Annotated in this window: 25 protein-coding genes; 18 read left to right on the top strand and 7 right to left on the bottom strand. The window is 65.7% G+C overall.

Annotation, left to right across the window (positions count from 1 at the left end):
- Positions 1–108 precede the first annotated feature (108 nt).
- Both M2335_RS13680 and M2335_RS13675 read left to right on the top strand, forming a co-directional pair.
- Positions 109–624: a hypothetical protein gene (locus tag M2335_RS13680; RefSeq protein WP_264595039.1), complete on the top strand. Its 516-nt coding sequence runs from the start codon at positions 109–111 to the stop codon at positions 622–624.
- 86 nt (positions 625–710) lie between these two features.
- Positions 711–2,306, top strand: a complete 1,596-nt coding sequence (locus M2335_RS13675) for a M28 family metallopeptidase (RefSeq protein WP_264595038.1) — start codon at positions 711–713, stop codon at positions 2,304–2,306.
- Positions 2,307–2,317: 11 nt separating this feature from the next.
- Here M2335_RS13675 and M2335_RS13670 read toward each other — a convergent pair whose 3' ends face one another.
- Positions 2,318–2,590, bottom strand: a complete 273-nt coding sequence (locus tag M2335_RS13670; protein WP_264586662.1) for a PepSY domain-containing protein — start codon at positions 2,588–2,590, stop codon at positions 2,318–2,320.
- A 260-nt stretch (positions 2,591–2,850) separates the two neighbouring features.
- On the opposite strand from M2335_RS13670, the gene rlmN reads away from it, so the two are divergent.
- Positions 2,851–4,119, top strand: coding sequence for a 23S rRNA (adenine(2503)-C(2))-methyltransferase RlmN (rlmN, locus tag M2335_RS13665; protein ID WP_264595037.1), 1,269 nt, complete (start codon positions 2,851–2,853; stop codon positions 4,117–4,119).
- 9 nt (positions 4,120–4,128) lie between these two features.
- Here the strand turns inward: rlmN and M2335_RS13660 are convergent, their stop codons facing one another.
- The gene (locus tag M2335_RS13660) at positions 4,129–4,752 is read right to left on the bottom strand and encodes a flavin reductase family protein (protein ID WP_264595036.1); all 624 of its coding nucleotides are present in this window, start codon (positions 4,750–4,752) and stop codon (positions 4,129–4,131) included.
- Between the two features lie 119 nt (positions 4,753–4,871).
- Here M2335_RS13660 and M2335_RS13655 point away from each other — a divergent pair, with 119 nt between their 5' ends.
- The 3 genes from M2335_RS13655 (at position 4,872) to M2335_RS13645 (ending at position 10,074) form a co-directional block, all read left to right on the top strand.
- Positions 4,872–6,107 (top strand): SAM-dependent methyltransferase, encoded by a 1,236-nt coding sequence (locus M2335_RS13655; protein ID WP_264576448.1) that lies wholly within the window; start codon positions 4,872–4,874, stop codon positions 6,105–6,107.
- A 107-nt stretch (positions 6,108–6,214) separates the two neighbouring features.
- A complete protein-coding gene (gene katG / locus M2335_RS13650; RefSeq protein WP_264595035.1) occupies positions 6,215–8,446 on the top strand; it encodes a catalase/peroxidase HPI in 2,232 nt (743 codons plus the stop codon).
- A 410-nt stretch (positions 8,447–8,856) separates the two neighbouring features.
- Positions 8,857–10,074, top strand: coding sequence for an argininosuccinate synthase (locus M2335_RS13645; RefSeq protein WP_264572181.1), 1,218 nt, complete (start codon positions 8,857–8,859; stop codon positions 10,072–10,074).
- 62 nt (positions 10,075–10,136) lie between these two features.
- Here the strand turns inward: M2335_RS13645 and M2335_RS13640 are convergent, their stop codons facing one another.
- From M2335_RS13640 to ispH, 5 genes are all read right to left on the bottom strand, one after another.
- Entirely contained in the window at positions 10,137–10,280 is a 144-nt protein-coding gene (locus tag M2335_RS13640; protein WP_181558843.1) for a hypothetical protein, read from the bottom strand.
- Between the two features lie 105 nt (positions 10,281–10,385).
- Entirely contained in the window at positions 10,386–11,873 is a 1,488-nt protein-coding gene (amyA, locus tag M2335_RS13635) for an alpha-amylase (protein WP_264595034.1), read from the bottom strand.
- Between the two features lie 134 nt (positions 11,874–12,007).
- Positions 12,008–12,445, bottom strand: coding sequence for a ribonuclease HI (gene rnhA, locus M2335_RS13630; protein WP_181558845.1), 438 nt, complete (start codon positions 12,443–12,445; stop codon positions 12,008–12,010).
- The gene (gene thrB, locus M2335_RS13625; protein ID WP_264595033.1) at positions 12,442–13,425 is read right to left on the bottom strand and encodes a homoserine kinase; all 984 of its coding nucleotides are present in this window, start codon (positions 13,423–13,425) and stop codon (positions 12,442–12,444) included. The genes rnhA and thrB overlap by 4 nt, the downstream gene beginning before the upstream one ends.
- 3 nt (positions 13,426–13,428) lie before the next feature.
- Positions 13,429–14,385, bottom strand: a complete 957-nt coding sequence (gene ispH, locus M2335_RS13620; protein ID WP_413716148.1) for a 4-hydroxy-3-methylbut-2-enyl diphosphate reductase — start codon at positions 14,383–14,385, stop codon at positions 13,429–13,431.
- 255 nt (positions 14,386–14,640) lie between these two features.
- On the opposite strand from ispH, the gene M2335_RS13615 reads away from it, so the two are divergent.
- The 12 genes from M2335_RS13615 (at position 14,641) to M2335_RS13560 (ending at position 24,870) form a co-directional block, all read left to right on the top strand.
- Positions 14,641–15,294 carry a hypothetical protein gene (locus tag M2335_RS13615; RefSeq protein ID WP_264576441.1) on the top strand — a complete coding sequence of 218 codons (654 nt, stop codon included), beginning with the start codon at positions 14,641–14,643 and terminating at the stop codon, positions 15,292–15,294.
- A gap of 71 nt (positions 15,295–15,365) precedes the next feature.
- Positions 15,366–17,093: an arginine--tRNA ligase gene (gene argS, locus M2335_RS13610; RefSeq protein WP_264595031.1), complete on the top strand. Its 1,728-nt coding sequence runs from the start codon at positions 15,366–15,368 to the stop codon at positions 17,091–17,093.
- Complete coding sequence (locus M2335_RS13605) at positions 17,093–17,854, top strand: SPOR domain-containing protein (RefSeq protein ID WP_181558849.1); 762 nt, start codon at positions 17,093–17,095, stop codon at positions 17,852–17,854. Before argS ends, M2335_RS13605 begins: the two co-directional genes overlap by 1 nt.
- A gap of 10 nt (positions 17,855–17,864) precedes the next feature.
- A complete protein-coding gene (nagZ, locus tag M2335_RS13600) occupies positions 17,865–18,881 on the top strand; it encodes a beta-N-acetylhexosaminidase (protein ID WP_264595030.1) in 1,017 nt (338 codons plus the stop codon).
- 62 nt (positions 18,882–18,943) lie between these two features.
- Entirely contained in the window at positions 18,944–19,699 is a 756-nt protein-coding gene (locus tag M2335_RS13595) for a segregation and condensation protein A (RefSeq protein ID WP_264585986.1), read from the top strand.
- Complete coding sequence (gene scpB, locus M2335_RS13590; RefSeq protein ID WP_264595029.1) at positions 19,696–20,313, top strand: SMC-Scp complex subunit ScpB; 618 nt, start codon at positions 19,696–19,698, stop codon at positions 20,311–20,313. The genes M2335_RS13595 and scpB overlap by 4 nt, the downstream gene beginning before the upstream one ends.
- A gap of 95 nt (positions 20,314–20,408) precedes the next feature.
- On the top strand, positions 20,409–20,651 hold the full coding sequence (locus M2335_RS13585; protein WP_181558851.1) for a twin-arginine translocase TatA/TatE family subunit: 243 nt from the start codon (positions 20,409–20,411) through the stop codon (positions 20,649–20,651).
- Between the two features lie 29 nt (positions 20,652–20,680).
- Positions 20,681–21,151, top strand: a complete 471-nt coding sequence (gene tatB / locus M2335_RS13580) for a Sec-independent protein translocase protein TatB (RefSeq protein ID WP_264595028.1) — start codon at positions 20,681–20,683, stop codon at positions 21,149–21,151.
- Positions 21,148–21,936 (top strand): twin-arginine translocase subunit TatC, encoded by a 789-nt coding sequence (tatC, locus tag M2335_RS13575; RefSeq protein ID WP_264574577.1) that lies wholly within the window; start codon positions 21,148–21,150, stop codon positions 21,934–21,936. Before tatB ends, tatC begins: the two co-directional genes overlap by 4 nt.
- 95 nt (positions 21,937–22,031) lie before the next feature.
- Positions 22,032–23,018 carry a cysteine synthase A gene (locus M2335_RS13570; RefSeq protein WP_264595027.1) on the top strand — a complete coding sequence of 329 codons (987 nt, stop codon included), beginning with the start codon at positions 22,032–22,034 and terminating at the stop codon, positions 23,016–23,018.
- A gap of 11 nt (positions 23,019–23,029) precedes the next feature.
- Positions 23,030–23,458: a hypothetical protein gene (locus tag M2335_RS13565; RefSeq protein ID WP_264595026.1), complete on the top strand. Its 429-nt coding sequence runs from the start codon at positions 23,030–23,032 to the stop codon at positions 23,456–23,458.
- A 20-nt stretch (positions 23,459–23,478) separates the two neighbouring features.
- Positions 23,479–24,870 (top strand): GldG family protein, encoded by a 1,392-nt coding sequence (locus M2335_RS13560; protein ID WP_264595025.1) that lies wholly within the window; start codon positions 23,479–23,481, stop codon positions 24,868–24,870.
- The last annotated feature ends 60 nt before the right edge of the window (positions 24,871–24,930 follow it).

Raw genomic sequence — 24,930 nt, 5'->3', positions numbered from 1 at the left:
TCATTCCTTATCGAAATTGCCGCATGGGGCAAGTCGCCCCGAGAAAAAAGCGCGCGTCCACCCGGCGCCGTCTTGTGTTCGCGGGCGCGTTACGCTTTGTCCGGCGGCATGACGCTCACCTGCCCTGTCCGCGCGCTCGCTCTGCTGCTGATCGGCGCCGCGCTTGCCGCGGCCGGCAACGCGCGGACGCGGGACGTGCTCGGCGTGTTCGAGGGCTGGGGCGCGTTCCGGGATCCGAACGCCCAGCGCTGCTTTGCCATGGCCCAGCCGATGGCCGGGGGCTGGGAAGCATCGCCCTGGCGCCCGTTCGCCGCCATTGGCTATTGGCCCCGCGCCGGGCTGCGCGGACAGGTGAATATTCGCCTCAGCCATCAACTGGCCAAGGATACGCACGCGGTTCTGTCCCTCGGCGGCAGGCAGTTCGCGCTGGTTGGGTCCGAGGCGGATGTTTGGGCGGCGGACCCAGCAAGCGATGCGGCAATCATCGCCGCGATGCGCACCAATCGGACGATGAGCATATCCGGGCGGGCACGGGCAGGCGGGCGCTTTACCGATCGCTATGCCCTGAGCGGTGCCGCCACCGCCATCGATGCGGCGGCGCTGGGCTGCGCGCGGCGACGTTAAGCGCTGCTTTCCCGGTCCCGCCACGCGTTGACAGCGCTCTTGTTGCATTGCAGCATGCGGCGCATCGTCCGGGGAGACCATGCTTCATGTTCTATCGCCACGCCCTAGGGGCAGTCATTGGCTGCCTGATCGCCACGCCACTGGCTGCGCAACTGCCCGACCCATCCCCTGAGCGGATCAATGCCTGGTGGGACCATGTCGAGGAACTTGCCAGCGATGCCAATGAAGGGCGTGGAGCCGGCACGCCGGGCTATGATCGCGCGGCTGATTATGTCGTCGAGGCCTTTCGCAAGCTTGGGGCGCGGGCGGCGGGAACGGACAGCTATTTTCAGCGTGTCGATCTGGTCGAGCAGCGCTTCGATCAGCCGGCGAGCACGGCGGTGCTCAAGCGCGCGTCGGGCGATGTGGTTCTGGCGACCCCGCAGGATCTGTTCTTCCGTGGCAACACGCCCATGCCGGCCAGCATCGACGCGCCGCTCGTCTTTGCCGGCTATGGCCTCTCCATAGCTGAGGCCGGTCATGATGATTTCGCGGGGATCGACGTCAAGGGCAAGGTGGTGGTCGTGCTGTCCGGCGGCCCGGCCGACATTTCGGGAGCGCTGAAGTCGGATGCGCGCTCGGCGCGCGCGAAGCTCCTCGCTGAGCGTGGCGCCCTCGGCATGATTGCGCTCACCACCCCCAAGCAGGTCGAGATCCGGTGGGAGCGGCAGGTCGGCAATGCGAGCCTTTCCTCCATGTATCTGGCCGATCCGGCGCTGCGCGATGTCTCGGCGCCCTTCATGATGGCCACCCTCTCGCCGGAAAAGGCCGGCCTGCTGTTCGAGGGCACGGGGCAGAGCTTCGAGGCGCTGTCCGCCCTGTCGGACGCATCCGCGCCGCTGCCCGTCTTCGACCTGCCGGGCCGTTTTGCTGCGACTATCGAGGCGACCCAAAAGCCGCTCAGCAGCAACAACATCATCGCGGTCCTGCCCGGATCGGACCCGGCACTGGCCTCGGAATATGTCGTCCTCTCGGCGCATCTGGACGGCTATGGCATCGGAACGCCGGTCAATGGCGATGCCATCTACAACGGGGCGTTCGATAATGCCGTCGGCGTCGCCAGCATGATCGAGGCGGCCAGGGCGCTGGCGGCGGCGCCCCAAAAGACCCGCCGCTCGATCCTGTTCGCCATCGTCACGGCAGAAGAGAAGGGCCTGCTCGGCTCGCGCTATTTCGCCAGTCGTCCGACGGTGCCGGCCGGGTCGATCGTGGCGAACATCAATCTGGACATGCCGCTGCCGATCTTTCCGCTGACCAGCATCACGCCCATCGGCTATGAGGAGAGCACGCTCGGCGCTCATGCGCAGGCGGTGAGCGAGGCGATGGGCCTGCCCATCGTCCCGGACCCCAAGCCGGATCGCAACGTGTTCATCCGGTCGGATCAATATAGTTTCATTAAGCAGGGCATCCCGGCGCTCTTTCCCAAATATGGTTTCAAGCTCGGCACGCCCGAGGAGGCGGTGGAGGCCGCGTGGCGCGCGAACATCTACCATTCTCCCCAAGATGATCTTCTGCAGCCGGTGATGAAGGCCGAGGGCGTCAAGCTGACCGACTATGTCATCGCGCTCACCCAGCGCGTCGCCGACGCGCCGGAGCACCCGCGCTGGCTGGACAGCAGCTATTTCAAGCGCTTTGCGAACTAGTCAGCCCGCCGTCAGTCTCGTTCGCGGCGGACGATCGCGTAGGTTTTCGGGGCGAGATGGAGATCCCACTGCTGGCCCTGCGCATCGCGCGCGTCATCGACCTCCCAGCGGTTGTCGTCGATGTCGAACTCGATCTCGTCCCAGCTTTTAAAGCCCGCGTCGTGTAGCACAGCCGTGATGGCCTTCGCCTCCTCCGCGGTCGGGGCACGGTCCGCGGCGAGGGCGGGCGTCGCGCAGGCGAGCGAGGCCAGGGCGGCGAGGGGGAGCGGGAACGCGAACTTCATGGATCAATCCTCCGATAGGCGCCGAAGGATTCCACGGGAATGGCATATGTGGAATGATGTGCCTCGGGCGCGATGGGGCGTCCGACATCACGCTTGTGAGCAAGCGCCAGAGGGGCCCGGACGACCAAAGCGTAACGGCTCCTCGCTCGCCGGGTTCCCGCAACGACGGGAGATCCGGTTTCGTATGGGGATGCTCTGCCGGGATCGGCGTTGGTCAACGCCACTGGCGCAAGCTCCAACATGCGATTATATGCGCCCCCATGCCCCACACTGCGACGCCCCTCATGCCGATCCCCGGCCATGTCGATCCTGTGCCGGTCCCCCGCGCGATCACGCCGCGCGAGGACGGGCGGGTCGATCTCGTTGGTCTCTCCCGCGCCCAGATCAAGGCCGAACTGAGTGCGGCCGGTCTCGATGAGAAGCAGGCGAAGCTGCGCGCCAAGCAGCTCTTCCACTGGCTCTATCATCGCGGTGAGACCGACTTTGAACGCATGACCGATCTGGCCAAGCCGATGCGGGGCTGGATGGCCGAGCGCTTCATCGTCGGGCGGCCCAATGTGGTAGAAGCGCAGATCAGCGCGGATGGCACGCGGAAATGGCTGCTGCGTTCCGACGACGCGCAGGATTATGAAATGGTCTTCATCCCCGATGCGGACCGGGGGACGCTGTGCGTGTCTAGCCAGGTTGGCTGCACGCTCAATTGTCGCTTCTGCCACACCGGCACGATGCGTCTGGTGCGCAATCTGACGCCGGGCGAGATCGTCGGGCAGGTGATGCTCGCGCGCGATGCCCTTGGCGAGTGGCCAAAGGGCAGCATGGCCGGCTTCGGCGAGGTCGATGAGGAAGAGGACGACGACGCGCCGCAGTACAGCCCGGACGGGCGCCTGCTCACCAACATCGTGATGATGGGCATGGGCGAGCCGCTCTATAATTTCGAGCATGTGCGCGATGCGCTCAAGGTGGTGATGGATGGCGACGGGCTGGCGCTCTCCAAGCGTCGCATCACGCTCTCCACGAGCGGCGTGGTGCCGATGATGGCGCGCGCTGGCGAGGAAATCGGCGTCAATCTGGCCGTGTCGCTCCATGCCGTCACCAAGGAGGTGCGCGACGAGATCGTGCCGCTCAACCGCAAGTTCGGGCTGGAAGAGCTGCTCCAGGCCTGTGCCGACTATCCCGGCGCCAACAATGCCCGTCGCATCACTTTTGAGTATGTGATGCTCAAGGACAAGAATGACAGCGATGAGGATGCGCGCGAACTGGTCCGTCTGCTCCGCCAATATCGTCTGCCGGCCAAGGTGAACCTCATTCCGTTCAACCCCTGGCCCGGCGCGCCTTATGAGTGCTCGACGCCCGAGCGCATCCGGCGCTTCTCGGACATCGTGTTCGAGGCGGGCATTTCCGCGCCGGTGCGCACGCCGCGCGGTCGCGACATCATGGCCGCCTGCGGGCAGCTCAAATCCGCCAGCGAGAAGAAGAGCCGCGCCGAGCTGGACCGGCTCGCAGCCGAGAAGCAGGCCGCGCTCGGCTAAGCCGAGGGTTCAGCCGGGGCGCTTCATCAGGAACTGCGTGTCGGGCCGGATCTCGTAATAATCGGCCGGCCCTCCACCCCGCGCCACCGGCACGGCATCGGTGGTGCGATAGATGCCGTCATGCAGGCAGGCCGGATCAATGTGGATGTGGACCACCTCGCCAAACACCATGACATTGCCGGTTTGCGCGCCGGAAAGGCCACGCAGCGGCAGTATGTCTGTCACCCGGCATTCGAACTGCACCGGACTGGCCGCGACGCGCGGTGCCGCGATCTCCGCCGAGGCGAGCGGTTCCAGCCCAGCGAGCGTGAATTCGTCGATGTCTGGCGCGACCTCTGCAGATGTGGCGTTCATCGCATCGGCCAGGGAGCGGCCGACCAGATTCCAGGTGAAGACGCCGGTCGCACGGGCGTTGGTCAGGCTGTCCTTCACGCCGCTGGATGAGAAGCCGATGATCGGCGGGCTGTAGGCGAAGAGATTGAAGAAGCTGTAGGGCGCGAGATTGGGCACACCGGTCGCGCTGACCGTCCCGATCCACCCGATGGGCCTCGGCGCGACGATGGCATTCAGCGGATTGTGCGCCAGCCCATGGCCATCGGCCGGGCGGTAGCTGTGGAAGCTGGGGGTGGTCATGATCGTCTCATCTCCGATGGGCCGAGGCAGCGGAATAGCAGATGGAACGGTCAGGGAAAGCGCCCGCTCTTCGTGATAAGGGGGTGACCGAACGATCCGCCGCGCTATAAACGCGCGCCATGAGAATATTGGGTCGCCTGCTCGGCAAGATCATCAGTCAGGGCACATTGACCATCCGCTATGCGGATGGGTCGCAGGAAGTGTTGGGAACAGCCGTGAGGGGCTGGCCGGACGTCGCCATCCGCTTCACCGATGATGCCGCCGCACGCGCCATCCTCACCAATCCGGCGCTCGGCGCGGCCGAAGGGTTCATGGATGGCAAGCTCATCATCGAGCAGGGCAGCATCTGGAACCTGATCATGCTGGTCGCGGCCAATTCGCCTTTGGAAAGCGGCAAGACGCTCGATGAGCCGAGCTTGCTCGGCTGGCTGGGAGAGCGGATCAAGCACTGGCGCGACAATTACAACAAGCGCAGTCGCTCCAAGGCCAATGTCGCGCATCACTACGACCTGTCGGACAAGCTCTACGCGCTGTTCCTCGACAAGGACCGGCAATATAGCTGCGCCTACTTTACCGACCCCGATGCCGTGAGCCTGGAGCAGGCGCAGATCGACAAGAAGGCGCATATCGCCGCCAAGCTCGATCTGAAGTCCGGTCAGCAGGTGCTGGATATCGGTTGCGGCTGGGGCGGCATGGCCCTTTATCTCAACCGCGTGGCGGATGTGGACGTGCTTGGCGTCACCTTGTCCGAGGAGCAGCTCAAAGTCGCGCGGCGCCGGGCGCAGGAGGCGGGCGTCGCCGATCGCGTCCGGTTCGAGCTGATCGATTATCGCGATGTGAACGGCACGTTCGATCGCATCGTCTCGGTCGGCATGTTCGAGCATGTCGGCGTGCGCCATTATCGCGAGTTCTTCCGCACCTGCCATAACCTGCTGAAGCCGGACGGGGTGATGCTGCTGCACACCATCGGCCGCCTCAATGGCCCGTCATCGACGGATGGCTTCATGCGCAAGTATATCTTCCCCGGCGGTTACGCCCCGGCGTTGTCGGAGATCATGGAAGGCAGCGAGCCCAACCGCCTGCTGCTGACCGACATCGAAGTGCTGCGCATGCATTATTACTATACGCTCGAGCATTGGTATCAGCGCACGCTTGCGGCGAAGACGGAGATCGTCGCCCTGTATGACGAGCGCTTCTTCCGCATGTGGACCTTCTATCTGGCGGCGGCAGCGTCCGGCTTCCTCTATGGCAGCCAGACGATCTACCAGCTCCAGTTCGTCCGCAATCGCCACACTCTGCCGATCACGCGAGACTATATGGCGCAGGCCGAGGCACGCTATCGCGCCAAGGGCTGATCCTTGATCGAAAATCTAGCTTTCAATAACGAAGTTTAATCGCTGTTTCAGGCGGCCGCTATTCGATAATCTCCCCTCAATGAATTTTGATCGGGAAGGATATTGAAATGGACGCGAAAACAAGTGGTTCGCCGTCGGGTTGCCCGATGAAGACGTCCGCAGCCATGCGCTCGCTGCTGGGCCGCACCAACCGGGATTGGTGGCCCAACCAGCTCTCGCTCGAAATTCTCCAGAGAAACGGTCTCTCCACCGACCCGATGGGGGACGATTTCGACTATGCCGCAGCATTCAAGACGCTGGATTATGAGGCCGTCAAACGCGACCTCCATGCGTTGATGACGGACAGCCAGCCCTGGTGGCCGGCGGATTACGGCCATTATGGCCCGTTCTTCATCCGCATGGCGTGGCACTCGGCGGGCACCTATCGCACCGGTGACGGTCGCGGTGGCGCCAATAGCGGGCAGCAGCGCTTCGCCCCGCTCAACAGCTGGCCGGACAACGCCAATCTCGACAAGGCTCGCCGGCTGCTCTGGCCGATCAAGCAGAAATATGGCGCCAAGCTGAGCTGGGCGGACCTGATGATCCTCGCCGGCAATGTCGCGATCGAATCGATGGGCGGGCCGGTCTTCGGCTTCGGCGGCGGCCGGGCCGACGTGTTCGAGCCGGAGAAGGACATCTACTGGGGCACCGAGGAGCAGTGGGTGGGCCAGGAAGGCAATCTCACCCGCATTGACGAAGCTGAGGGCCGCGCGCTGGAAGACCCGCTCGCCGCGATCCAGATGGGCCTCATCTACGTCAACCCGGAAGGGCCGGGCGGCAATCCCGATCCGCTCCAGTCCGCACGGGACATTCGCGAGACGTTCAAGCGCATGGGCATGGACGATGAAGAGACAGCTGCCCTGACGGCCGGTGGCCACACCTTCGGCAAGGCGCATGGCGCGGGCGATGCCTCCAAGATCGGCGCCGAGCCGGAAGGCGCAGACATCGCGCAGCAGGGCCTGGGCTGGCAGTCGAGCCATGAGAGCGGCATCGGCGATCATACGATCACGAGCGGCATCGAAGGCGCGTGGACGCCGACGCCGATCAGCTGGGACATGAGCTATTTCGACATGTTGCTCGACCATGAGTATGAACTGGTGCGCAGCCCTGCCGGCGCGAAACAGTGGCAGCCGGTCGGCAATCCGCCCGAGACGCTGGCCCCGGCCGCGCACAATCCTGCCAAGCATGTGCCGACGATGATGACCACGGCGGACATGGCGTTCAAGATGGACCCCGCCTATCGGGTGATCATGGAGAAATTCCGGGCGAATCCGGACTATTTCGCGGATTGCTTCGCACGGGCCTGGTTCAAGCTGTGTCACCGCGACATGGGGCCGAAGGCGCGCTATCTCGGCCCGGAGGTGCCGACCGAAGACCTGATCTGGCAGGACCCGATCCCCAAGGCCGACCATGCGCCGATCGACGCCGCCGATGTGGCAGCGCTCAAGGAGAAGATCGCGGCATCGGGCCTGTCCGTGGCCGAGCTGGTTACCACCGCCTGGGCCTCGGCCTCGACCTATCGCGGCTCGGACCATCGCGGCGGCGCCAATGGCGCGCGCATCCGCCTTGCGCCGCAGAAGGACTGGGAAGTCAATCAGCCCGCGCAACTGGCCCGCGTCCTGAATGTCTATGAGGGCATCAAGGCAGACTTCGACGCGACGGCATCGGGCGGGAAGAAGGTGAGCATTGCCGATCTGATCGTGCTGGGCGGCAGCGTCGGCATCGAGCAGGCCGCCAAGGCAGCGGGGCGCACGGTGACGGTGCCGTTCACGCCCGGTCGCACCGACGCCGTGCAGGACTGGACCGATGCCGAGAGCTTCGCCGTGCTGGAGCCCAAGGCAGACGGCTTCCGCAATTATCTCCAGGTGCGCTTCAGCGTGCCGACCGAGGAGCTGATGATCGACCGCGCCCAGCTTCTACGCCTGAGCGCGCCGGAGATGACGGTGCTGGTGGGCGGGCTGCGCGTGCTCGGTGCCAATCATGATGGTCGCAAGGAAGGCGTGCTGACGGATCGTCCCGGCCAGCTGACCAACGACTTCTTCGTCAACCTGCTCGACATGGGCACGGCGTGGAAGGAAGTCGACGATCGCGGTGACGAGGTGTTCGTCGGCACCTGCCGCAAGACGGACATGGAGAAATGGACCGCGACCCGCACCGATCTGGTGTTCGGATCGAACTCCCAGTTGCGGGCGCTGTCGGAGGTCTACGCGTCGTCCGACGCTGCCGACAAGTTCGTCGCCGACTTCATCGCGGCCTGGGTGAAGGTGATGAATGCCGATCGGTTCGATCTCGCGGCATAATCCCCCTTCCATGACGGATGCTTCGCCGCCCGGCTCCAGACATGGGGCCGGGCGGTTTGATTGAGGCCAGCGCAAAACTGCCGTGGTCTGCCGGATGCTGGGGAATTTCGGGAGGCGATAGCTGCCCCGGCAGGAGGGGGGTGCCGGGGCAGCAGGTGCCCGCGCGGCCGTGGGGAACCGGCGAGCAATGGACGCAGGCTGCAGGCTGCGTTCCAAGGCTGACAATAATGCCACCCGTTCAAGAATGAAAATCGATTAAAGTCGTCTCAATGATCGATCTTGCCGATGACTAGAGGCGGGCTCCCACCGGATTGGCGCGCCCGGCGTCCCTCACAGGTTGCGCGTTTTGAGTGACGCTGATAGGCGACCGGCCTGATCCTCGACCTCCAGTTCGAAAGACCCCTGTCGCCATGTCCGACACCATCAAGCGCGTTGTTCTCGCCTATTCCGGTGGCCTCGATACCAGCGTCATCCTCAAGTGGCTGCAAATCCATTATGGCTGCGAGGTCGTGACCTTCACGGCCGATCTGGGGCAGGGCGAGGAGCTGGAGCCGGCCCGGCAAAAGGCGCTGAATGCCGGCGTGAAGCCCGAGCACATCTTCATCGACGATCTGCGCGAGGAATTCGTGCGGGATTATGTCTTCCCGATGATGCGCGCTAACGCCATGTATGAGGGGCTGTATCTGCTCGGCACCTCCATCGCGCGGCCGCTGATCGCAAAGCGCCAGATTGAGATCGCCAAGATGGTCGGGGCCGATGCCGTGTCCCACGGCGCGACCGGCAAGGGCAATGACCAGGTGCGGTTTGAGCTTGGTTATTATGCGCTCCAGCCGGATATCAAGGTCATCGCGCCGTGGCGCGAATGGGATCTGACCTCGCGCACCAAGCTCATCGAGTGGGCCGAGCAGCACCAGATCATGGTGCCCAAGGACAAGCGCGGCGAGGCGCCCTTCTCCACCGACGCCAACATGCTGCACACCTCCTCGGAGGGCAAAGTGCTGGAAGATCCGTGGGAGGAGGTGCCGGACTATGTCTATTCGCGCACCGTCAATCCCGAGGATGCGCCGGACACGCCGGAATATATCACCGTCGATTTCGAAAAGGGTGACGGCACGGCCCTCAATGGCCAGGCGATGAGCCCGGCGACGCTGCTCGAGGCGCTCAACGAGCTGGGCCGCAAGCACGGCATTGGCCGGCTCGATCTGGTCGAGAACCGCTTCGTCGGCATGAAGTCGCGCGGCATGTACGAGACGCCGGGCGGCACCATCTATGCACTGGCCCATCGCGGCATCGAGCAGTTGACGCTGGATCGCGGCGCCGCCCACCTCAAGGACGAACTGGCGCCGCGCTATGCGGAACTGGTCTATAACGGCTTCTGGTTCTCACCCGAGCGCGAGATGCTGCAGGCAGCAATCGACCACAGCCAGCTGAAGGTCGCGGGCACGGTCCGCCTCAAGCTCTATAAGGGCAGCTGCATCGTCGTGGGCCGCAAGTCGCCCAACTCGCTCTACAGCGAGAAGGTTGTGACCTTCGAGGATGATGCGGGCGCCTATGATCAGCGGGATGCGGCTGGCTTCATCAAGCTCAACGCCCTGCGTCTGCGCTTGCTCGGGCGCCGCGATATTTAAGGAATGTGGGCCGGCCGCGTCCGGCCCCACTTTCTGCGCGCAAAAGCGCGTTCAGGCCGGCGTCAGCTCTGGGCCGAGCCCCAGAACAGAACGACCGCCATCACAATCACCGCAAGCACGAGCGAGATGCTCAGCACATAACGGACGATGTGCGGCGTCTGGCCGGCACGGGCGTCTTCGGTGGTCTTGTGAACCTCATCTTCCATCTGAGAACTCCTTTCAATTGAGCCAACGCGCGATGTTGGAGGGTCGTTCCTGAGCATCGGTCGCCTCGGAGTTCCCAAAAGGGCAATGCGCTGGCGCTGAGCCCCTCAAAATGCGTCGCTGCGCACCCACACGCTCACGCTTCCGCCATTCACCCGCGCGGTCAGCCGTCCCTCGTCGTCCGACCAGATTTCTTCCTCGCAATGCCCGAGATAATCGCGGAAACCCGCGCCGGCATGATCCGGGCCGAGATCGAAGACTTTGGTGGCATCGCCCGCATTGGTGAGCAGCACGACGCAGCCCGGCGCATCCTCCGTGCCGTGGCGGATGAAGCCGATGGCGTGGGGATCGTCGAACAGATCGGTCTGCGGCCCATGCGCGAAACGCTGCCGCGCTTCGATCAGCTTCTCGAGGCCGTCAATCGGCGGCATCTCGACCTCATGAGTCTCGCCATCGCCGCCCGTATCCTTGTACCGCGCGCCATAGAGATCGGGATAGAACACGCACGGCACCCCGGCGTCGCGCAGCAGGATCAGCGCATAAGCCAGCGGGCGGAACCAGGTCTCGACGGGTGCTTCCATGGCCTGCAGCGCCTGGGTGTCGTGGTTCGCGACGATCGTCACAGCTCGGTCCGGGGACACCGCCACCAGCGAACCGTCGAAGATCGTCCGCATGTCAAATGCGTCGCCCGCGCACGAGGCCTCGTGAAAGCGGTGATGCAGGGCGACGTCGAACAGAGCGAGCTGATGATCGACGCGGTCGAGATAGGTCTGCAGGGCGGTCATGTCCGGGTGCCAATATTCGGCGACCACGAACAGGTCGTCCGCCACGCTCTCCCGCATATGTCCCACCCAGTCACGGAAGAACCAGGCCGGGATATGCTTGGCGGCATCGAGCCGGAAGCCATCGACCGGAAGCTGCTCGGCCAGCCAGCGGCCCCAATATTTCAGCTCCTCGTAGACGGCGTTGTTGCGGAACTCGATGTCCGATCCCATCAGATAATCGAAGTTGCCGAGTTCCTCGTCCACCTCCGCGTTCCACTCGCCATCGCCATAGTCGTTGACGAGCTTGAAGACGCCATTTTCATTGGGCTCGTCGAGATGGTCCACGCCGCTGAAGCAGCGGGCATCCCAGATGAACTTGGAATGGGCGCCGTTGCGCCCCGGAAAGGTGAAGCGCGTATAGGCGCGCGCCTCGAAAGCTTCGTCCTCGATCTCGGTGCGGTTATCCGGATTGACCCGGCGCACGCGCACCTGCTCCGTCTCATCACCGCCCATCTTGTGATTGAAGACAACGTCGTGGATCACCCGCAATCCGGCATCGCGCAGGGCAGCGCAGGCCCGTTCGAGCGCGGCGCGATCGCCATATTTGGTCGCCACCGTGCCCTTCTGATCGAACTCGCCGAGGTCGAACAGGTCATAGGCATCATACCCAACCGAATAGCCGCCCGCCGCCCCCTTGCCGGCCGGGGGCAGCCAGACATCGGTGATGCCGATGTCCGCGAGGCTCGCGCTCTTGTCAGCCACCTCGCCCCAATGCCGCCCTCCATCCTGCGTGTACCAATGGAAGAACTGGATCAGGGTGCGTGGCGGCATAAAAGTCCGATCTTTGGCTGACAAGCCGAGGATCGGCTCCACGCCGTAACGAAGGTTGGCGGCGGACGTTCCAGCCGGCGTCAAACCGGGCGCTATGGGGCTAACGCGAACTGCAGCGCGGAGCCGCGAAAAACCTAACCTCGCGCCCGCTCCGCTGCATCACTGGCGAGGCGGTCGGCCCGCTCGTTCTCCGGGTGGCCGGAGTGGCCCTTTACCCATTGCCAGTCGATCCGGTGGGGGGCGACGGCGGCGAGCAGTTCCTGCCAGAGGTCGGCATTCTTGACCGGTTTCTTGTCGGCGGTGCGCCAGCCATTGCGCTGCCAGCCATGAATCCAGCGGGTGATGCCGTCCTTCACATAGTTGCTGTCCGTGGAGAGAATCACGTGACATGGCCCCTTGAGGGCGTTGAGGCCGGCGATTGCGGCCATCAGCTCCATGCGGTTGTTGGTGGTGTGCGCTTCCCCGCCGGAAAGCTCCTTCTCATGGCCGTTGAAGCGCAGCACCACGCCCCAGCCACCCGGTCCGGGATTCCCCTTGCAGGCGCCGTCGGTGAACAGCTGAACGGTTTTCACGAGGCCGAGCCGAACAGCGCCGCTGCGTCCGTTTCGGCATAAAAGTCGAGGCGTCGCAGATAGGCCAGCGGGTCCTTGCGCGTCACCAGCGCATTGGCGGGCGTGTTGATCCAGTCATAGGCGCGGGTCAGCAGGAAGCGCAGCGCCGCGCCGCGTGCGAGGATTGGCAGCGCGGCATATTCCTCCGCGGTCAGCCCATGCGTCGCGCGATATCCCGCGATCAGCGCCAAAGCCACGGCGCTGTCGAAGTCCCGCCCGTCGGGCCCGAAGCACCAGGCGCCATGCATGATGGCGAGATCATAGGCGCGGATGTCCGTGCAGCTGAAGTAGAAGTCGATCAGTCCGCCGACTTCATCGCCGCGCATCAGCACATTGTCGGGGAAGAGATCGGCGTGGATGACGCCCCGCGCGAGCGTCTTTGGCCAATGCGCATCAAGATAGGCGAGTTCGGCCCGCACGCGTTGTTCCAGCCCCGGCTGGATGGTATCCAGCGCGCCGCCGCACTCATTGGCGAGGCGGTGCCATCCTTCCGGGCCGAGCGTGTTGGGGCGCTCGCCGGAGAAATCCTCGGCGGCGCGGTGAAACTGCCCCAGCGCCGCGCCGGCGGACCGGGCCTGAGGCGGGGTCGGATGCGTCACCGAGACGCCGTTCAGAAACTCGATGAGGGCTGCGGGCCGCTCGCACAGCATCTGCAGTGCCTTGCCCTCGCGGTCATGGATGAAGCGCGGCACCGGGCAGCCACGCGCGCCGACATGGTCGAGCAGGTCCATGAAGAAAGGCAGGTCCGCCACATCCACGCGCTTTTCGTAGAGCGTCAGGATGAAGCGGGCGCCGTTGCCGTCCGCGCCGGTCGTGTCGACCAGATAATTGCTGTTCTCGACGCCCTCGGCGATGCCCTTGGCGGCGAGCAGGGTGCCGACGTCGTAGCGTTCGAGAAAGAGCGCCAGCGTCTCGGCCGGCACCTGCGTGTAGACAGCCATGGCTCAGGCCGCTTCCAGGCCGCGCGGCAGCTTGAAGGTGATCGATTCGGTGGTGGTGAGCACTTCCTCCTCGGTCACGTCGAAGCGGGTGGCGAGCTTGTCGATCACGCTGCGCACCAGCACTTCGGGCGCGCTGGCGCCAGCCGTCACCCCCAGCGTCTCGACGCCGGCCAGCCAGTCGAAGTCGATTTCGTCGGCCGTTTCGATCAGGCGGGCGCGCGCACCGCTGCGGTCGGCGACCTCGACCAGCCGCATGGAATTGGAGCTGTTCGGCGCGCCGATGACCATCACCGCCTGCGCACGACGGGCGATTTCCTTCGTCGCGGCCTGGCGGTTGGAGGTCGCATAGCAGATGTCCTCGCCCTTCGGTGCGGCAATGTCCGGAAAGCGCCGCTCCAGCGTCGCGACGATCTCCGCGGTATCGTCGACGGAGAGCGTGGTCTGGGTGAGGAAGGCCAGCGACACGCCGGGGGCGGGCTGGAAGGCCTCGGCATCTGCCTGCGTCTCGATCAGCGTCATCGCGCCGTCCGGCACCTGGCCGAACGTGCCGATCACCTCGGGATGGTTGGCGTGGCCGATGAACAGGATGTGGCGCCCGGCCTCCACCTGCCGCTCGGCCTGTCGATGGACCTTGGAGACCAGCGGGCAGGTCGCATCGAGATAATCGAGACCGCGCGCCTCCGCATTGGCGGGCACGACCTTGGGTACGCCATGGGCGGAAAAGACCACTGGCCGCCCATCGGGCACCTGATCCAGCTCGTCCACGAAGATGGCGCCCTTGGCTCGCAGCCCATCGACGACGAAGCGGTTGTGGACGATCTCGTGCCGGACATAGACCGGCGCGCCGAACTTCTCGAGCGCCCGCTCCACGATCATGATCGCGCGGTCGACACCGGCGCAGAAGCCGCGCGGTGCGGCGACCAGAACGGTGAGGGCGGGGCGCTGGTGAGAGGCAGGCATGTCGGGCATATGTGTCGATCCATCCATCCAGTCCCATTAGGGGCATGGCCGCCCGAGGGAAAGCCGGAAGAATGGGAGAGGGCGCAACCTCCGTCCGGTTCATCCTGCGGTCATCTGGCGCGGGCGAGGTCTTTGCAGCCCGTCCGGGCGACGTGCCCTTTCGGTTGCGCGCCCGTGGGAGCGCGACTAAGAAGCGCGGACCCGATTGTGCGCGGGATATCCCGCGCGCGCCAGAATGAAGGAATTGGAGCCATCGTGCGGATCGCCGCTCTCTCGAAACCCGCCGTTCTGGCAGCTCTTGTCGCCCTGATGGCCGGCTGCGCGAAGCGCGGCGACATCGACTCCGCCGGACAAGGCATCATCCAGTTCCGCACCGCATGCCCGACCGTGGCCGTGGCCGCGCACACCGGCGACGTCACGCTGTTCGACCCGGCCGACAGCCGCGACGCGCGTGCGATCGACGTGGTCGCGACGCTCACCGATGTGCGGCCTGCCTGCACCACGGGTGAGACGGACATTTATTCGCAGGTCGGCTACAAGGTCGTTGCGGTGCGCCGCGATGCCGGGCCGGCGCGGACGGTCGATCTGCCCGTCTTCGCGGCAGTCGTGCGCGGCGCGACGGCGGTGACCGCCAAGCGCGTCACCATGGTGCGGCTGAATTTCGCCGAGGGCGCGCTGCGTGCCGAGGCGACCGGCAGCACCTCTGCCTATATCGATCGCAATGCGGCAACGCTGCCGCCCGAGATCGAGCGCATGATCACCCGCCCGCGCAAGACGGGCGACCAGGACGCGGCGCTCGATCCGCTGGCCCGCCCGGAAGTGCGCGAGGCGATCCAGCGAAGCAGCTTCGAGCTGCTCCTGGGTTTCAACCTGACCACCGACCAGCTCCGCTATAACGTGACCCGCTGACATTTTCCGGCGGCCGGACGACCGCAGCATCCTGCAGCCGCGCCGCCGATGCTGACAGGACCGCTGACCCGATGAATATCTTCGCTCGTATCGCCGCCGCGCTGGACGGCCTTCTGGACGACATGGTGCAGGCTGGCGAATTGCCCGCCGGCCTCAATCGCGCCGCCGTGACCGTCGAACCGCCGCGCGACCCCTCGCATGGCGACATGGCGACCAATGCGGCGATGGTGCTGGCCAAGCCCGCCGGCACCAATCCCCGTGCCCTTGCCGAGCTGATCGCCGGCCGGCTGCGGGCGCTGGCGGATGTCGACGGCGTGGAGATCGCCGGCCCCGGCTTCATCAATCTGCGTCTTGTCCGCACCGCCTGGGAAGACGAGCTGGCAGCCATCCATGCGGCTGGCACGGACTATGGCCGCTCGACGATGGGCAAGGGCGTGCGCGTCAACATCGAATATGTCTCGGCTAATCCGACCGGGCCAATGCACATGGGCCATTGCCGGGGCGCGGTCGTCGGCGATGCGCTGGCGGCGCTGCTCGAATATGCCGGGCACAGCGTCATCCGCGAATATTATATCAACGATGCCGGCGCGCAGGTGCAGACGCTCGGTCGCTCGGTGCATCTGCGCTACCGGGAGGCGCTGGGCGAGACCATCGCGATCCCCGACGGCTTCTATCCGGGCGAATATCTGATCCCCATCGGTCAGGCGCTGGCGGCGGAGTTCGGTGACCGCTACGTCGGAGCCCCGGAAGCGGACTGGCTCGACCTGTTCCGCGAGCGTGCCGTCGCCGCGATGATGGACATGATCCGCGCCGATCTGGCGCTGCTCGGCATTCATCATGATGTCTTCGCCTCCGAGGCGGCCGTGCAGCAGGCCGGCCGCGTCGATGCGGCGCTGGCCCGGCTGGAGGCGGAGGGCCTCATCTATCAGGGCGTGCTGGAGCCGCCCAAGGGTGAACTGCCTGACGACTGGGAGCCGACCGAGATGACGCTCTTCCGGGCGACGCAGTTCGGTGACGATAGCGACCGGCCGGTGCGCAAGTCCGATGGCGGGCTGACCTATTTCGGCACCGACCTCGCATATCATGCCCAGAAGGCCGAGAATGCCGACCAGCTGATCGACATCTGGGGCGCCGACCATGCCGGCACCGTCAAGCGCATCAAGGCCGCCGTGGCGGCGCTGACCGGCGGCAAGGTCCAGTTCGACGTCAAGCTGGTGCAGATGGTGCGCCTGATGCGCAATGGCGAGCTGGTCCGCATGGGCAAGCGGCTCGGCAATTTCGTCACGCTGGCCGACGTCGTCGAGGAGGTCGGCAAGGATGTCGTGCGCTTCACCATGCTGACACGCAAGGCCGATGCGCAGATGGACTTCGACTTCGCCAAGGTGGTGGAAGCCAGCAAGGACAATCCGGTCTTCTACGTGCAATATGCCCATGCGCGGATTTCCTCGCTGGCGCGCCGGGTGCAGGAGAGCTTCCCGGACGGCCTGCCCGCGGCGGACAGCGCGCTGTTCGGCCCGGAGGAGCTGGATCTGGTCAAGCAGCTGGCCACCTTCCCCCGCGTAGTCGAGGCTGCCGCCAATGCGCGTGAGCCGCATCGCATCGCCTTCTATCTCTACGATCTTGCCGCCAGCTTCCATGGCTGGTGGAACCTCGGCAATGATCAGCCCGAGCGGCGCGTGATCGTCGCGGGCGATGCGGGCCTCACGGCGGCGCGACTGCACTTGAGCGCCGGAATCGGTCAGGTTATCAAGAACGGCCTGGCCCTGATGGGCGTCAGCGCGCTTGAGGAGATGAACTGATGTCAGCCGGGGAGCCGAACAACGGTCTCAATCTTGATGACGAGGACCGGCTGCCCTGGCTGGAGCCCGCAGGAATCGAGGAAGAGACCGAAAGGGTGTCCCCGATCCGCATTGTCGGTCTGGCGGTGCTGGGCCTCGTTCTGCTCGGTGTGATTGTCGCCGGCGGCTATCTGTTCAGCAACCGCGATCGCAGCGGCAGCGATGGCTCGGCGCCGCTGATTGCGGCGGAGAACAAGGATTACAAGGTTCCGGCCAACGCGTCGGACGCGCGCACCTTCGATGGGGAAGGGGACGAAGCCTTTGCAGCCAGCGAGGGCCGGGAGGCTTCGGGGCGCATCGACGCGAGCCGCGTGCCGGAAGCACCGCGTGACGACTTGAAGCAGACCGGCCCGACCGCGCCGGCTCTGGCTGTCCCGGCGGAGCGTCCGGCGGCCAAGCCCACCGTCATCGCGCCGGTCAAGACGGCCGCCACGCCCAAGCCGGCGGCGCCAGCTCCGGCGAAGGTCGAGGATGTCGACACCTTGACCGGGCCGCGCGTGCAGCTCGGCGCCTTTGCCTCGCGCGCCATCGCCGAGGAGGTCTGGAAGAAGCAGTCCGGCCGATTCGATTATCTCTCGGCCCTCAAGCACAGCGTCGAGCCGGTCGAGACGGGCGGACGCACCCTGTATCGCCTGCGCGCCAGCGTCGCTTCCCCGGCGGATGCCACCGCCACCTGCGGCCGGCTGCGCGTGGCGGGCGAAAATTGCATCGTCGTCCGGTGATCTCGGCGCGATGAAGCCGGTCATCTTCGGCCTTGCCGGCGAGCGCGTCAGCGCGGAAGAGCGGGCGCTGTTCCGCGCTTGCGACCCGGCAGGCTATATCCTGTTCGGCCGCAACATCGTCGACCCCGCGCAGATGCGCGCGCTGACCGACGAGCTGCGCGAGATCGCCGGGCGGGACGATTTGTACATCATGATCGATCAGGAAGGCGGCCGCGTCGCGCGCATGCGCCCGCCGCACTGGCCGGACTGTCCCCCCGCCGCACGCTTCGATGCCCTTTATGATGTCGCGCCCTCCAGCGCCATGGAAGCCGCGCGCTGCAATGCGCGTCTGCTGGGTGCCATGCTCTCGGATGTCGGCATCACCGCCAATGCCGCCCCTGTGCTCGATCTGCGCTATCCCGGCGCGAGCGACATTGTTGGGGATCGGTCCTTCGGCGCTGAGCCGATGCGCGTCGCGGCGCTGGGCCGGGCAACGCTGGAGGGGCTGAGGGACGGCGGCGTCGCCGGCATCGTCAAGCATATGCCGGGCCATGGCCGCGCGCTGGTCGACAGCCACCTCGCTTTGCCCACGGTCTCGGCCAGCGTCGACGAGATGGAGCGCGACCTCGCGCCATTCCGGGCGCTGCGTCACGCCCCGGCGGGCATGACCGCGCATATCGTCTACACCGCCTGGGATGCGGATCGGCCAGCCAGCCTGTCGCCTTATGTGATTCGCGAGATTATTCGCGGCGCCATTGGCTTTGATGGCCTGCTGATGTCCGACGATCTCGACATGAAGGCGCTGAACGGTCCGGCGGATGAACTGGCCGAAGCGGTGGTCGCGGCCGGTTGCGATCTCGCGCTCAACTGCTGGGGGCGGATGGACGAGATGACGGCCATCGCCGCGCGCTTGCCTGACATCTCCGATGCGGCGCGTGAGCGGCTGGACCGGGCGATGGCGAGCATCGCCGCCGGGGCCGATCCGGCCTGGCCGGGCGAGAAGGCGCTGGCCACGCGCGACGCGCTCTTGGCCCTCGCGCCGGCATGAGCGCCAGCTCGCCCGTCCAGCCTGCCGATAAGGCGCCGACCGGGCTGTTCGATGGCGAGTGGATGGAGCCTGTCCGCCGCCTGCCGGGCGATGCCATCCTCACCGTCTCCGTGGAAAGCTGGGAGGGGCCGCTCGATCTGTTGCTGGCGCTGGCGCGGACGCAGAAGGTGGATCTGCGCGAGATTTCCATCCTCGCCCTTGTCGAGCAATATCTGCGCTTCATCGAGGAAGCGGCGGAACTGCGGCTGGAATTGGCCGCCGATTATCTGGTGATGGCGGCGTGGCTCGCCTATCTCAAATCCGGGCTGCTGCTGCCCAAGGAAGCGCAGCCCGAGCCCTCGCCGGAAGAACTGGCGCTGCGCCTGCATCTGCGGCTGCAGCGGCTGGAGGCGATGCGCGAGGCGGGCGCACGTCTGATGGCGCGGGATCGCTTGGGCCGGGACGTCTTCCCCCGCGCATCGCCGGAAGGGCTGCATCGGCCCCGCGCAATCGTGTGGCAGGCCAGCCTGTTCGACATCATTCAGGCCTATGGGCAGGTGAAGGCGCGGACGGCGCCGCGCATCCACATCGTCCATCGCCGGCCGGTGATGACGCTGGATGAAGCCATCGAGCGGGTGTCGCGCCTGATCGGCATGGAGCTGGACTGGGCGGAGCTGGGTCGGTTCCTGCCCGAAACCGCCGATCCGCAACTGCGCCGCTCGGCCCTGGCCAGCAGTTTCGTGGCGGCGCTGGAGCTTGCGCGGCTGGGTCGCGTGGAACTGCGGCAGGAAGAGACGTTCGCGCCGCTGTATCTGCGCGCGCCGGCGGTGCCGTCATGAGCGCGCCGGAGTCCCATGCTGCGAGCGAGATGGAACGTCTCGTGGAAGCCGTGCTGTTCGCGGCCGAGGCGCCGCTGACGGTCGCCGAGATCCAGCGGCATAGCGGGCTGGACGGCGATATCCGGGGCTGCCTGTCGGCACTGGCCGCGCATTATGCCGGTCGCGGGATCGAACTGGTCGAGCGGGGCGGGCGCTGGCATTTCCAGACGGCGGCTGATCTCAGCCATATCCTGCGCCGCGAGCGGGAGGAGCCGCGCAAGCTCAGCCGGGCGGCGGTGGAGACGCTGGCGATCATCGCTTATCACGAACCGGTCAGCCGCGCGGAGATTGAGGCGATTCGCGGCGTGCAGGTCGGCAAGGGGACGCTGGACGTGCTGATGGAGGCGGGCTGGGTGCGCCCGGCGGGGCGGCGAGAGGTGCCGGGACGGCCGCTCACTTATGCGACGACCCCTGATTTTCTCAGCCACTTCGGCCTCTCCAGTCGGCGCGATCTGCCCGGGATCGACGATCTGCGGGCTGCCGGCCTGCTCGATCCGGTCGATCTGGCGATGGAATCGCTGGATTTGCAGGGGAGTCTTGAAAATGACCCACAAGATGAAGAAGATGAGGACTGATCGCCTTATTCGATGAGGCAAGGGCTGATGCCGGGATGGCCATTGCGCTATGGACCCGCAGGGCTTAGTTAGGGCGCATTCACAGGAGATTTCTGATGGGTTTCGGTTCCCCGATTCACTGGGTCGTACTGGTGCTGGTGATCGTGCTGCTGTTCGGCGGCGGACGCATCTCCAGCCTGATGGGCGATGTCGCCAAGGGTATTAAGAGCTTCAAGAAGGGCCTTGCGGATGATGACGGCGATACGGCGAGCGCGGCGAAGCCTGCGCAGCGCATCGATCGCCAGTCCGCAGCCGGCGAGAGCAGCGCGACGCGCGAAGAGCAGAAGCTCGAAAGCTGATCCGGGCGGTCTGATCAGGCCAACCTGGCATGTTTGACATTGCGTCCACAGAGCTGCTGCTGATCGCGGTGGTGGCGGTCCTCGTGATCGGCCCCAAGGATTTGCCGCGCGCGCTCTATAAATTCGGTCAGATCGTCGGGAAGGCGCGCGGCATGGCGCGCCATTTCCGCAGCGGCATCGACGCCATGGTGCGCGAAGCCGAGCTTGAGGAGCTGCAAAAGCAGTGGGCCAAGCAAAACCAGAAGATCATGGACGAAACCCGCAATACGGAGTTCAGCGATCCGGCGAGCGCACCCGCCCTGCAGGATCATAGCGCGCCGGAATTGCTAGGAGATCGCGACGACAAGGTCGCCGCCGATGACGCGCCGCCGCATCCCGGCGAGACGGTCGAGGATGCCGGCCCGGCGCACAAGCCCGACGCGCCCGCCAGCGAGAGCATGGCGCAGTCCAGCCTGCCGCTTGGCACCTCCGACGAGCCGAACGGACCGCGTACCGCATGAAGGACATTGACGATACCAAGGCGCCCCTGCTCGATCATCTCATCGAGCTGAGAAAGCGCCTGTTGCGCTGCGTCGCCGCGCTCTTCATTTCCGGCGCGGTCTGCTATTATTTTGCGGGCGACATTCTCGGTTTTCTCGTGGAGCCGCTCAAGCAGGGCTTTGGCAACACGGTCGGAAAGCTCGTTTACACCAAGCTTTATGAGGCGTTCTTCGTGGAATTGAAGGTCGCCATGTTCGGCGCCTTCTTCATCTCCTTCCCGATCACCGCCAACCAACTCTGGGCGTTCATCGCGCCGGGCCTTTATGCCAAGGAAAAGCGGGCGCTGCTGCCCTTCCTGCTGGCAACGCCCATCCTGTTCGTCGGCGGCGCGGCCTTTGCTTATTATCTGGTGATGCCGACCGCATTTCACTTCTTCCTGCGCTTTCAGGGCGATGCGGGCGGGATGCAGCTGGAAGCGCTGCCCAGCGTGGACAGCTATCTCAGCCTCGTCATGCAGTTCATCCTGGCCTTCGGCATCAGCTTTCTTCTGCCGGTGCTGGTGATGCTGCTCAATCGCGCCGGCATCGTCTCGCGCGCGCAATTGGTGGGTGCGCGGCGCTATTTCATCGTCGGTGCGGTGGCTGTGGCGGCGGTTCTCACGCCGCCCGATGTGGTTTCGCAGCTCATGCTCGCCATTCCGCTCATCATCCTCTACGAAATGACGCTGATTTTCATCTGGTTTACGGATCGGCGCGCGGCCCGCGAACAGGGCGAAGACGAGCAGGCGCTCGTCCGGTCCGAATAAGCGCGTTCCGGCAGCGCTGCGGGACAAGCTGGGCTTGCGGCGGCCATGCAATCTCCTGCCTTGCTCAGCGCGCTTCGTCGTCCTAGTCAGTCGCTATGACCGTCCATCCCAATACGATCTCCCTCATCGGTAATACGCCTCTTGTCCGGCTGGCCGGTCCCTCCGAGGCCAGCGGCGCCGAAATCTACGGCAAATGCGAGTTCATGAACCCCGGCGCCTCGGTCAAGGACCGCGCTGCCCTGTTCATCGTGGAAGATGCCGAGGAAAAAGGCCTGCTGCAGCCCGGCGGCACCATCGTCGAAGGGACGGCCGGCAACACTGGCATCGGCCTCGCGCTGGTCGCCAATGCCAAGGGCTATCGCACGATCATCGTCATGCCCGAGACGCAGAGCCGCGAGAAGATGGACACGTTGCGCGCGCTCGGTGCCGAGCTGGTGCTCGTCCCCGCCGCGCCTTATGCCAATCCCGGTCACTTCGTGCACACCTCGCGCCGTCTCGCCGAGGAAACGCCGAACGCGATCTGGGCCAATCAGTTCGACAATATCGCCAATCGCAAGGCCCATATCGTAGGCACGTCCGAGGAAATTTGGGCGCAGATGGAAGGGCGGATCGACGGCTTCACCTGCGCGGCAGGGACGGGCGGCACGCTTGCGGGCGTCGGCCTCGGCCTCAAGCAGAAGAGCGAGGCGATCACCATTGCGCTGACCGACCCTTATGGCGCGGCACTGTACAATTATTACGCCCATGGCGAGCTGAAGGCGGAAGGCTCGTCGGTCGCCGAGGGGATCGGGCAAGGGCGCATCACCGCCAATCTCGAAGGCGCGCCGATCGACACGCAGTTCCGCATGTCTGACGAAGAAGGCATGATGTGGGTCGAGAAGCTGATGGGCGAGGGGCTGTGCGTTGGCCTGTCCACCGGCATCAACGTGGCTGGCGCCGTGGCGCTGGGGCGCAAGCTTGGGCCGGGCAGCCGCATCGTCACCATCCTGTGCGACACGGGCCTGCGCTATCTTTCCACGCTTTACAATCGGGACTGGCTGGTTTCCAAGGGATTGGCGCCTTTTCCATGGTTGGCGGACTAGGGAGCGCAAGGATGGCGGACAGTCGGCCTGAACGGGAAGCGGTGAGCCGCAAAAGCGACGTTCGCGCCCATCGTGAAGAATTGCAGCGCGTGCAGATCGGCCTGGTGGGGCTGGCCGCGGTGCTGCTGGTCGTTACGCTGGCGAACCTGATCGTCGATGCCGTCCGTCAGGATGGGACGAGCGATACGGCGACCATGTCGAGCGATGCGTCGTCCGCCGCCGCACAGACCGGTGGCGCCAATACGACCGGCACCCCGGCGCCGACCAACAATGAACCGCTGGCGGATCTGGGCGTTACCCCGACCACATCGGACAGCGCCGCGCCCATCCTGCCGTCACCCGTACCCGATCTGGAGCCCGATCCGCAATTGCGTCAGCGCATGGATCAGGACCGCGATCAGGCCCAATCGCAGCGCCCCACCCAGCAGCAGACGCCCTGAGCCGTCGCCCGGTTGACGCGATGCCCCGCACTGCCTTGCTGCTGGCGGCGACGCTTGCCCCTGCCATCCTGTCGCTCCTGCTCGGGCTGACTGGCACCAGCCTGCGGACCGGACGGCTTGATCCGCTCGATTGGCTGTGGCCGGGGGCTGCGGGGATCATTCTGGGCGCCATCCTGCTGACACGCGCCGCCCGCGCCGGGCAGGGCGACCGCGCCGAGGCTGCTCCTGCGAGGCTCCGCTGGCCCACGGTTGCGGCTCTGTGGGCCGTCGTCCTGCTGCCACCGCTGTGCCTGATCGGGTTGGCGTCCGTCCGTCTGCCCTGGGCCGGCATGATCGCGCTCGCGGTGGGATTGGCCATGGTCGGCAGTCTGTGGGCCTTGGTCGCAGGCCGCTCCCGCCGGGTAAGGCTGGGTTCGGCGCTGGCGCTGTGCGTAGGGGCTGTGCTTGTCGCGAATTGGGCCGTGCCAGCCATGCGCAATGCTTCCCAATCTGCCGCCGCCGGGGATCGGCCAAGCGTGGCGTTGTTCTCAGCCTTGCCCTTGCATGATGTCGCGATGGGCGCCGTTCACGGATTGCCGGCGACGCAGTCGATCGGCCTGCGCTCGCCTTTGCTGCGCGCGCTCGACCTCCATGTCGCCCTGCACCCTCTGGACGCGCTGAGTGATCAGAGCCTGGCTGGGCACGAGGCCGTGCTGCTGGCGCAGCCGCGTGCGATGGCGCCCGAAGAACTGGTCGCGCTGGACCGCTGGGTGCGCGCGGGTGGACGCGCGGTGGTGCTGGCCGATCCGCTGTTGCTCTGGCCGGACCCGCGCCCGCTCGTCCATCCCGGGCGGCCGCCGCTCACGAGTCTGCTCGATCCGCTGCTGGCCCATTGGGGCGTGCGGCTCGAGGCTGCGGAGTTCACCGCGCAATCCCATGGCGATGGCCATGGGGGCGAGGCGTCGGATCGGCGCACCTTGGCGTCAGGCGCCTTGCTGCAGGTGGCAGGCGCCTCGCGCTTCGTGGTGCGCGAACCGACAGCCGGCTGCACCCCCGCCGAGCAGGGGTTCATCGCGACCTGTCGATTGGGCAGAGGGCAGGCGCTGCTGGTGGCGGATGCGGACTGGATCGATGACCGCCTCTGGACGCTGGCCTCGCAGGATGGGGCCGACCGCGCGCTGCGCACCAGCGATGCGCCGGACGTTCTCGCCGCGTGGCTGCGCAACGAGCCGGTCTCGGCCGGCACTTTCACGCGTTGGGTGAAGGACGAGGCCGCTCTGGTGCGGGGTCTCCGCTTCGCGCTGGCCGCTGCGCTTGTCCTTTCCCTCCTGCTGGCGCTGGTGGTGCGCAATCCCCGCTTTTCCCAGTCCATGTTTCGGACAAATACGGGCCATAATGAGAACATAAGAAAAACGGAGGACATTTCTCCCTAATCTCCCCAAGATTTTCCCATCATTTCCCACTTTATCCAAGATTCTCCCTTTTCTCCCCGG

This window comes from Sphingobium sp. B12D2B (genome assembly GCF_025961775.1).
Taxonomy (GTDB): Bacteria; Pseudomonadota; Alphaproteobacteria; order Sphingomonadales; family Sphingomonadaceae; genus Sphingobium.
Note: the sequence above shows the minus strand (reverse complement) of the source record. Positions and strands in the feature narration are given on the sequence as shown.

Excerpts from the sequence above, each read along its gene's own strand:
- M2335_RS13680 (WP_264595039.1), top strand. The coding sequence starts at position 109 with ATGACGCTCACCTGCCCTGTCCGCGCGCTCGCTCTGCTGCTGATCGGC.
- M2335_RS13675 (WP_264595038.1), top strand. The coding sequence starts at position 711 with ATGTTCTATCGCCACGCCCTAGGGGCAGTCATTGGCTGCCTGATCGCC.
- M2335_RS13670 (WP_264586662.1), bottom strand. The coding sequence starts at position 2,590 with ATGAAGTTCGCGTTCCCGCTCCCCCTCGCCGCCCTGGCCTCGCTCGCC.
- rlmN (WP_264595037.1), top strand. The coding sequence starts at position 2,851 with ATGCCCCACACTGCGACGCCCCTCATGCCGATCCCCGGCCATGTCGAT.
- M2335_RS13660 (WP_264595036.1), bottom strand. The coding sequence starts at position 4,752 with ATGACCACCCCCAGCTTCCACAGCTACCGCCCGGCCGATGGCCATGGG.
- M2335_RS13655 (WP_264576448.1), top strand. The coding sequence starts at position 4,872 with ATGAGAATATTGGGTCGCCTGCTCGGCAAGATCATCAGTCAGGGCACA.
- katG (WP_264595035.1), top strand. The coding sequence starts at position 6,215 with ATGGACGCGAAAACAAGTGGTTCGCCGTCGGGTTGCCCGATGAAGACG.
- M2335_RS13645 (WP_264572181.1), top strand. The coding sequence starts at position 8,857 with ATGTCCGACACCATCAAGCGCGTTGTTCTCGCCTATTCCGGTGGCCTC.
- M2335_RS13640 (WP_181558843.1), bottom strand. The coding sequence starts at position 10,280 with ATGGAAGATGAGGTTCACAAGACCACCGAAGACGCCCGTGCCGGCCAG.
- amyA (WP_264595034.1), bottom strand. The coding sequence starts at position 11,873 with ATGCCGCCACGCACCCTGATCCAGTTCTTCCATTGGTACACGCAGGAT.
- thrB (WP_264595033.1), bottom strand. The coding sequence starts at position 13,425 with ATGGCTGTCTACACGCAGGTGCCGGCCGAGACGCTGGCGCTCTTTCTC.
- ispH (WP_413716148.1), bottom strand. The coding sequence starts at position 14,385 with ATGCCTGCCTCTCACCAGCGCCCCGCCCTCACCGTTCTGGTCGCCGCA.
- argS (WP_264595031.1), top strand. The coding sequence starts at position 15,366 with ATGAATATCTTCGCTCGTATCGCCGCCGCGCTGGACGGCCTTCTGGAC.
- M2335_RS13605 (WP_181558849.1), top strand. The coding sequence starts at position 17,093 with ATGTCAGCCGGGGAGCCGAACAACGGTCTCAATCTTGATGACGAGGAC.
- nagZ (WP_264595030.1), top strand. The coding sequence starts at position 17,865 with ATGAAGCCGGTCATCTTCGGCCTTGCCGGCGAGCGCGTCAGCGCGGAA.
- M2335_RS13595 (WP_264585986.1), top strand. The coding sequence starts at position 18,944 with ATGGAGCCTGTCCGCCGCCTGCCGGGCGATGCCATCCTCACCGTCTCC.
- scpB (WP_264595029.1), top strand. The coding sequence starts at position 19,696 with ATGAGCGCGCCGGAGTCCCATGCTGCGAGCGAGATGGAACGTCTCGTG.
- M2335_RS13585 (WP_181558851.1), top strand. The coding sequence starts at position 20,409 with ATGGGTTTCGGTTCCCCGATTCACTGGGTCGTACTGGTGCTGGTGATC.
- tatB (WP_264595028.1), top strand. The coding sequence starts at position 20,681 with ATGTTTGACATTGCGTCCACAGAGCTGCTGCTGATCGCGGTGGTGGCG.
- tatC (WP_264574577.1), top strand. The coding sequence starts at position 21,148 with ATGAAGGACATTGACGATACCAAGGCGCCCCTGCTCGATCATCTCATC.
- M2335_RS13570 (WP_264595027.1), top strand. The coding sequence starts at position 22,032 with ATGACCGTCCATCCCAATACGATCTCCCTCATCGGTAATACGCCTCTT.
- M2335_RS13565 (WP_264595026.1), top strand. The coding sequence starts at position 23,030 with ATGGCGGACAGTCGGCCTGAACGGGAAGCGGTGAGCCGCAAAAGCGAC.
- M2335_RS13560 (WP_264595025.1), top strand. The coding sequence starts at position 23,479 with ATGCCCCGCACTGCCTTGCTGCTGGCGGCGACGCTTGCCCCTGCCATC.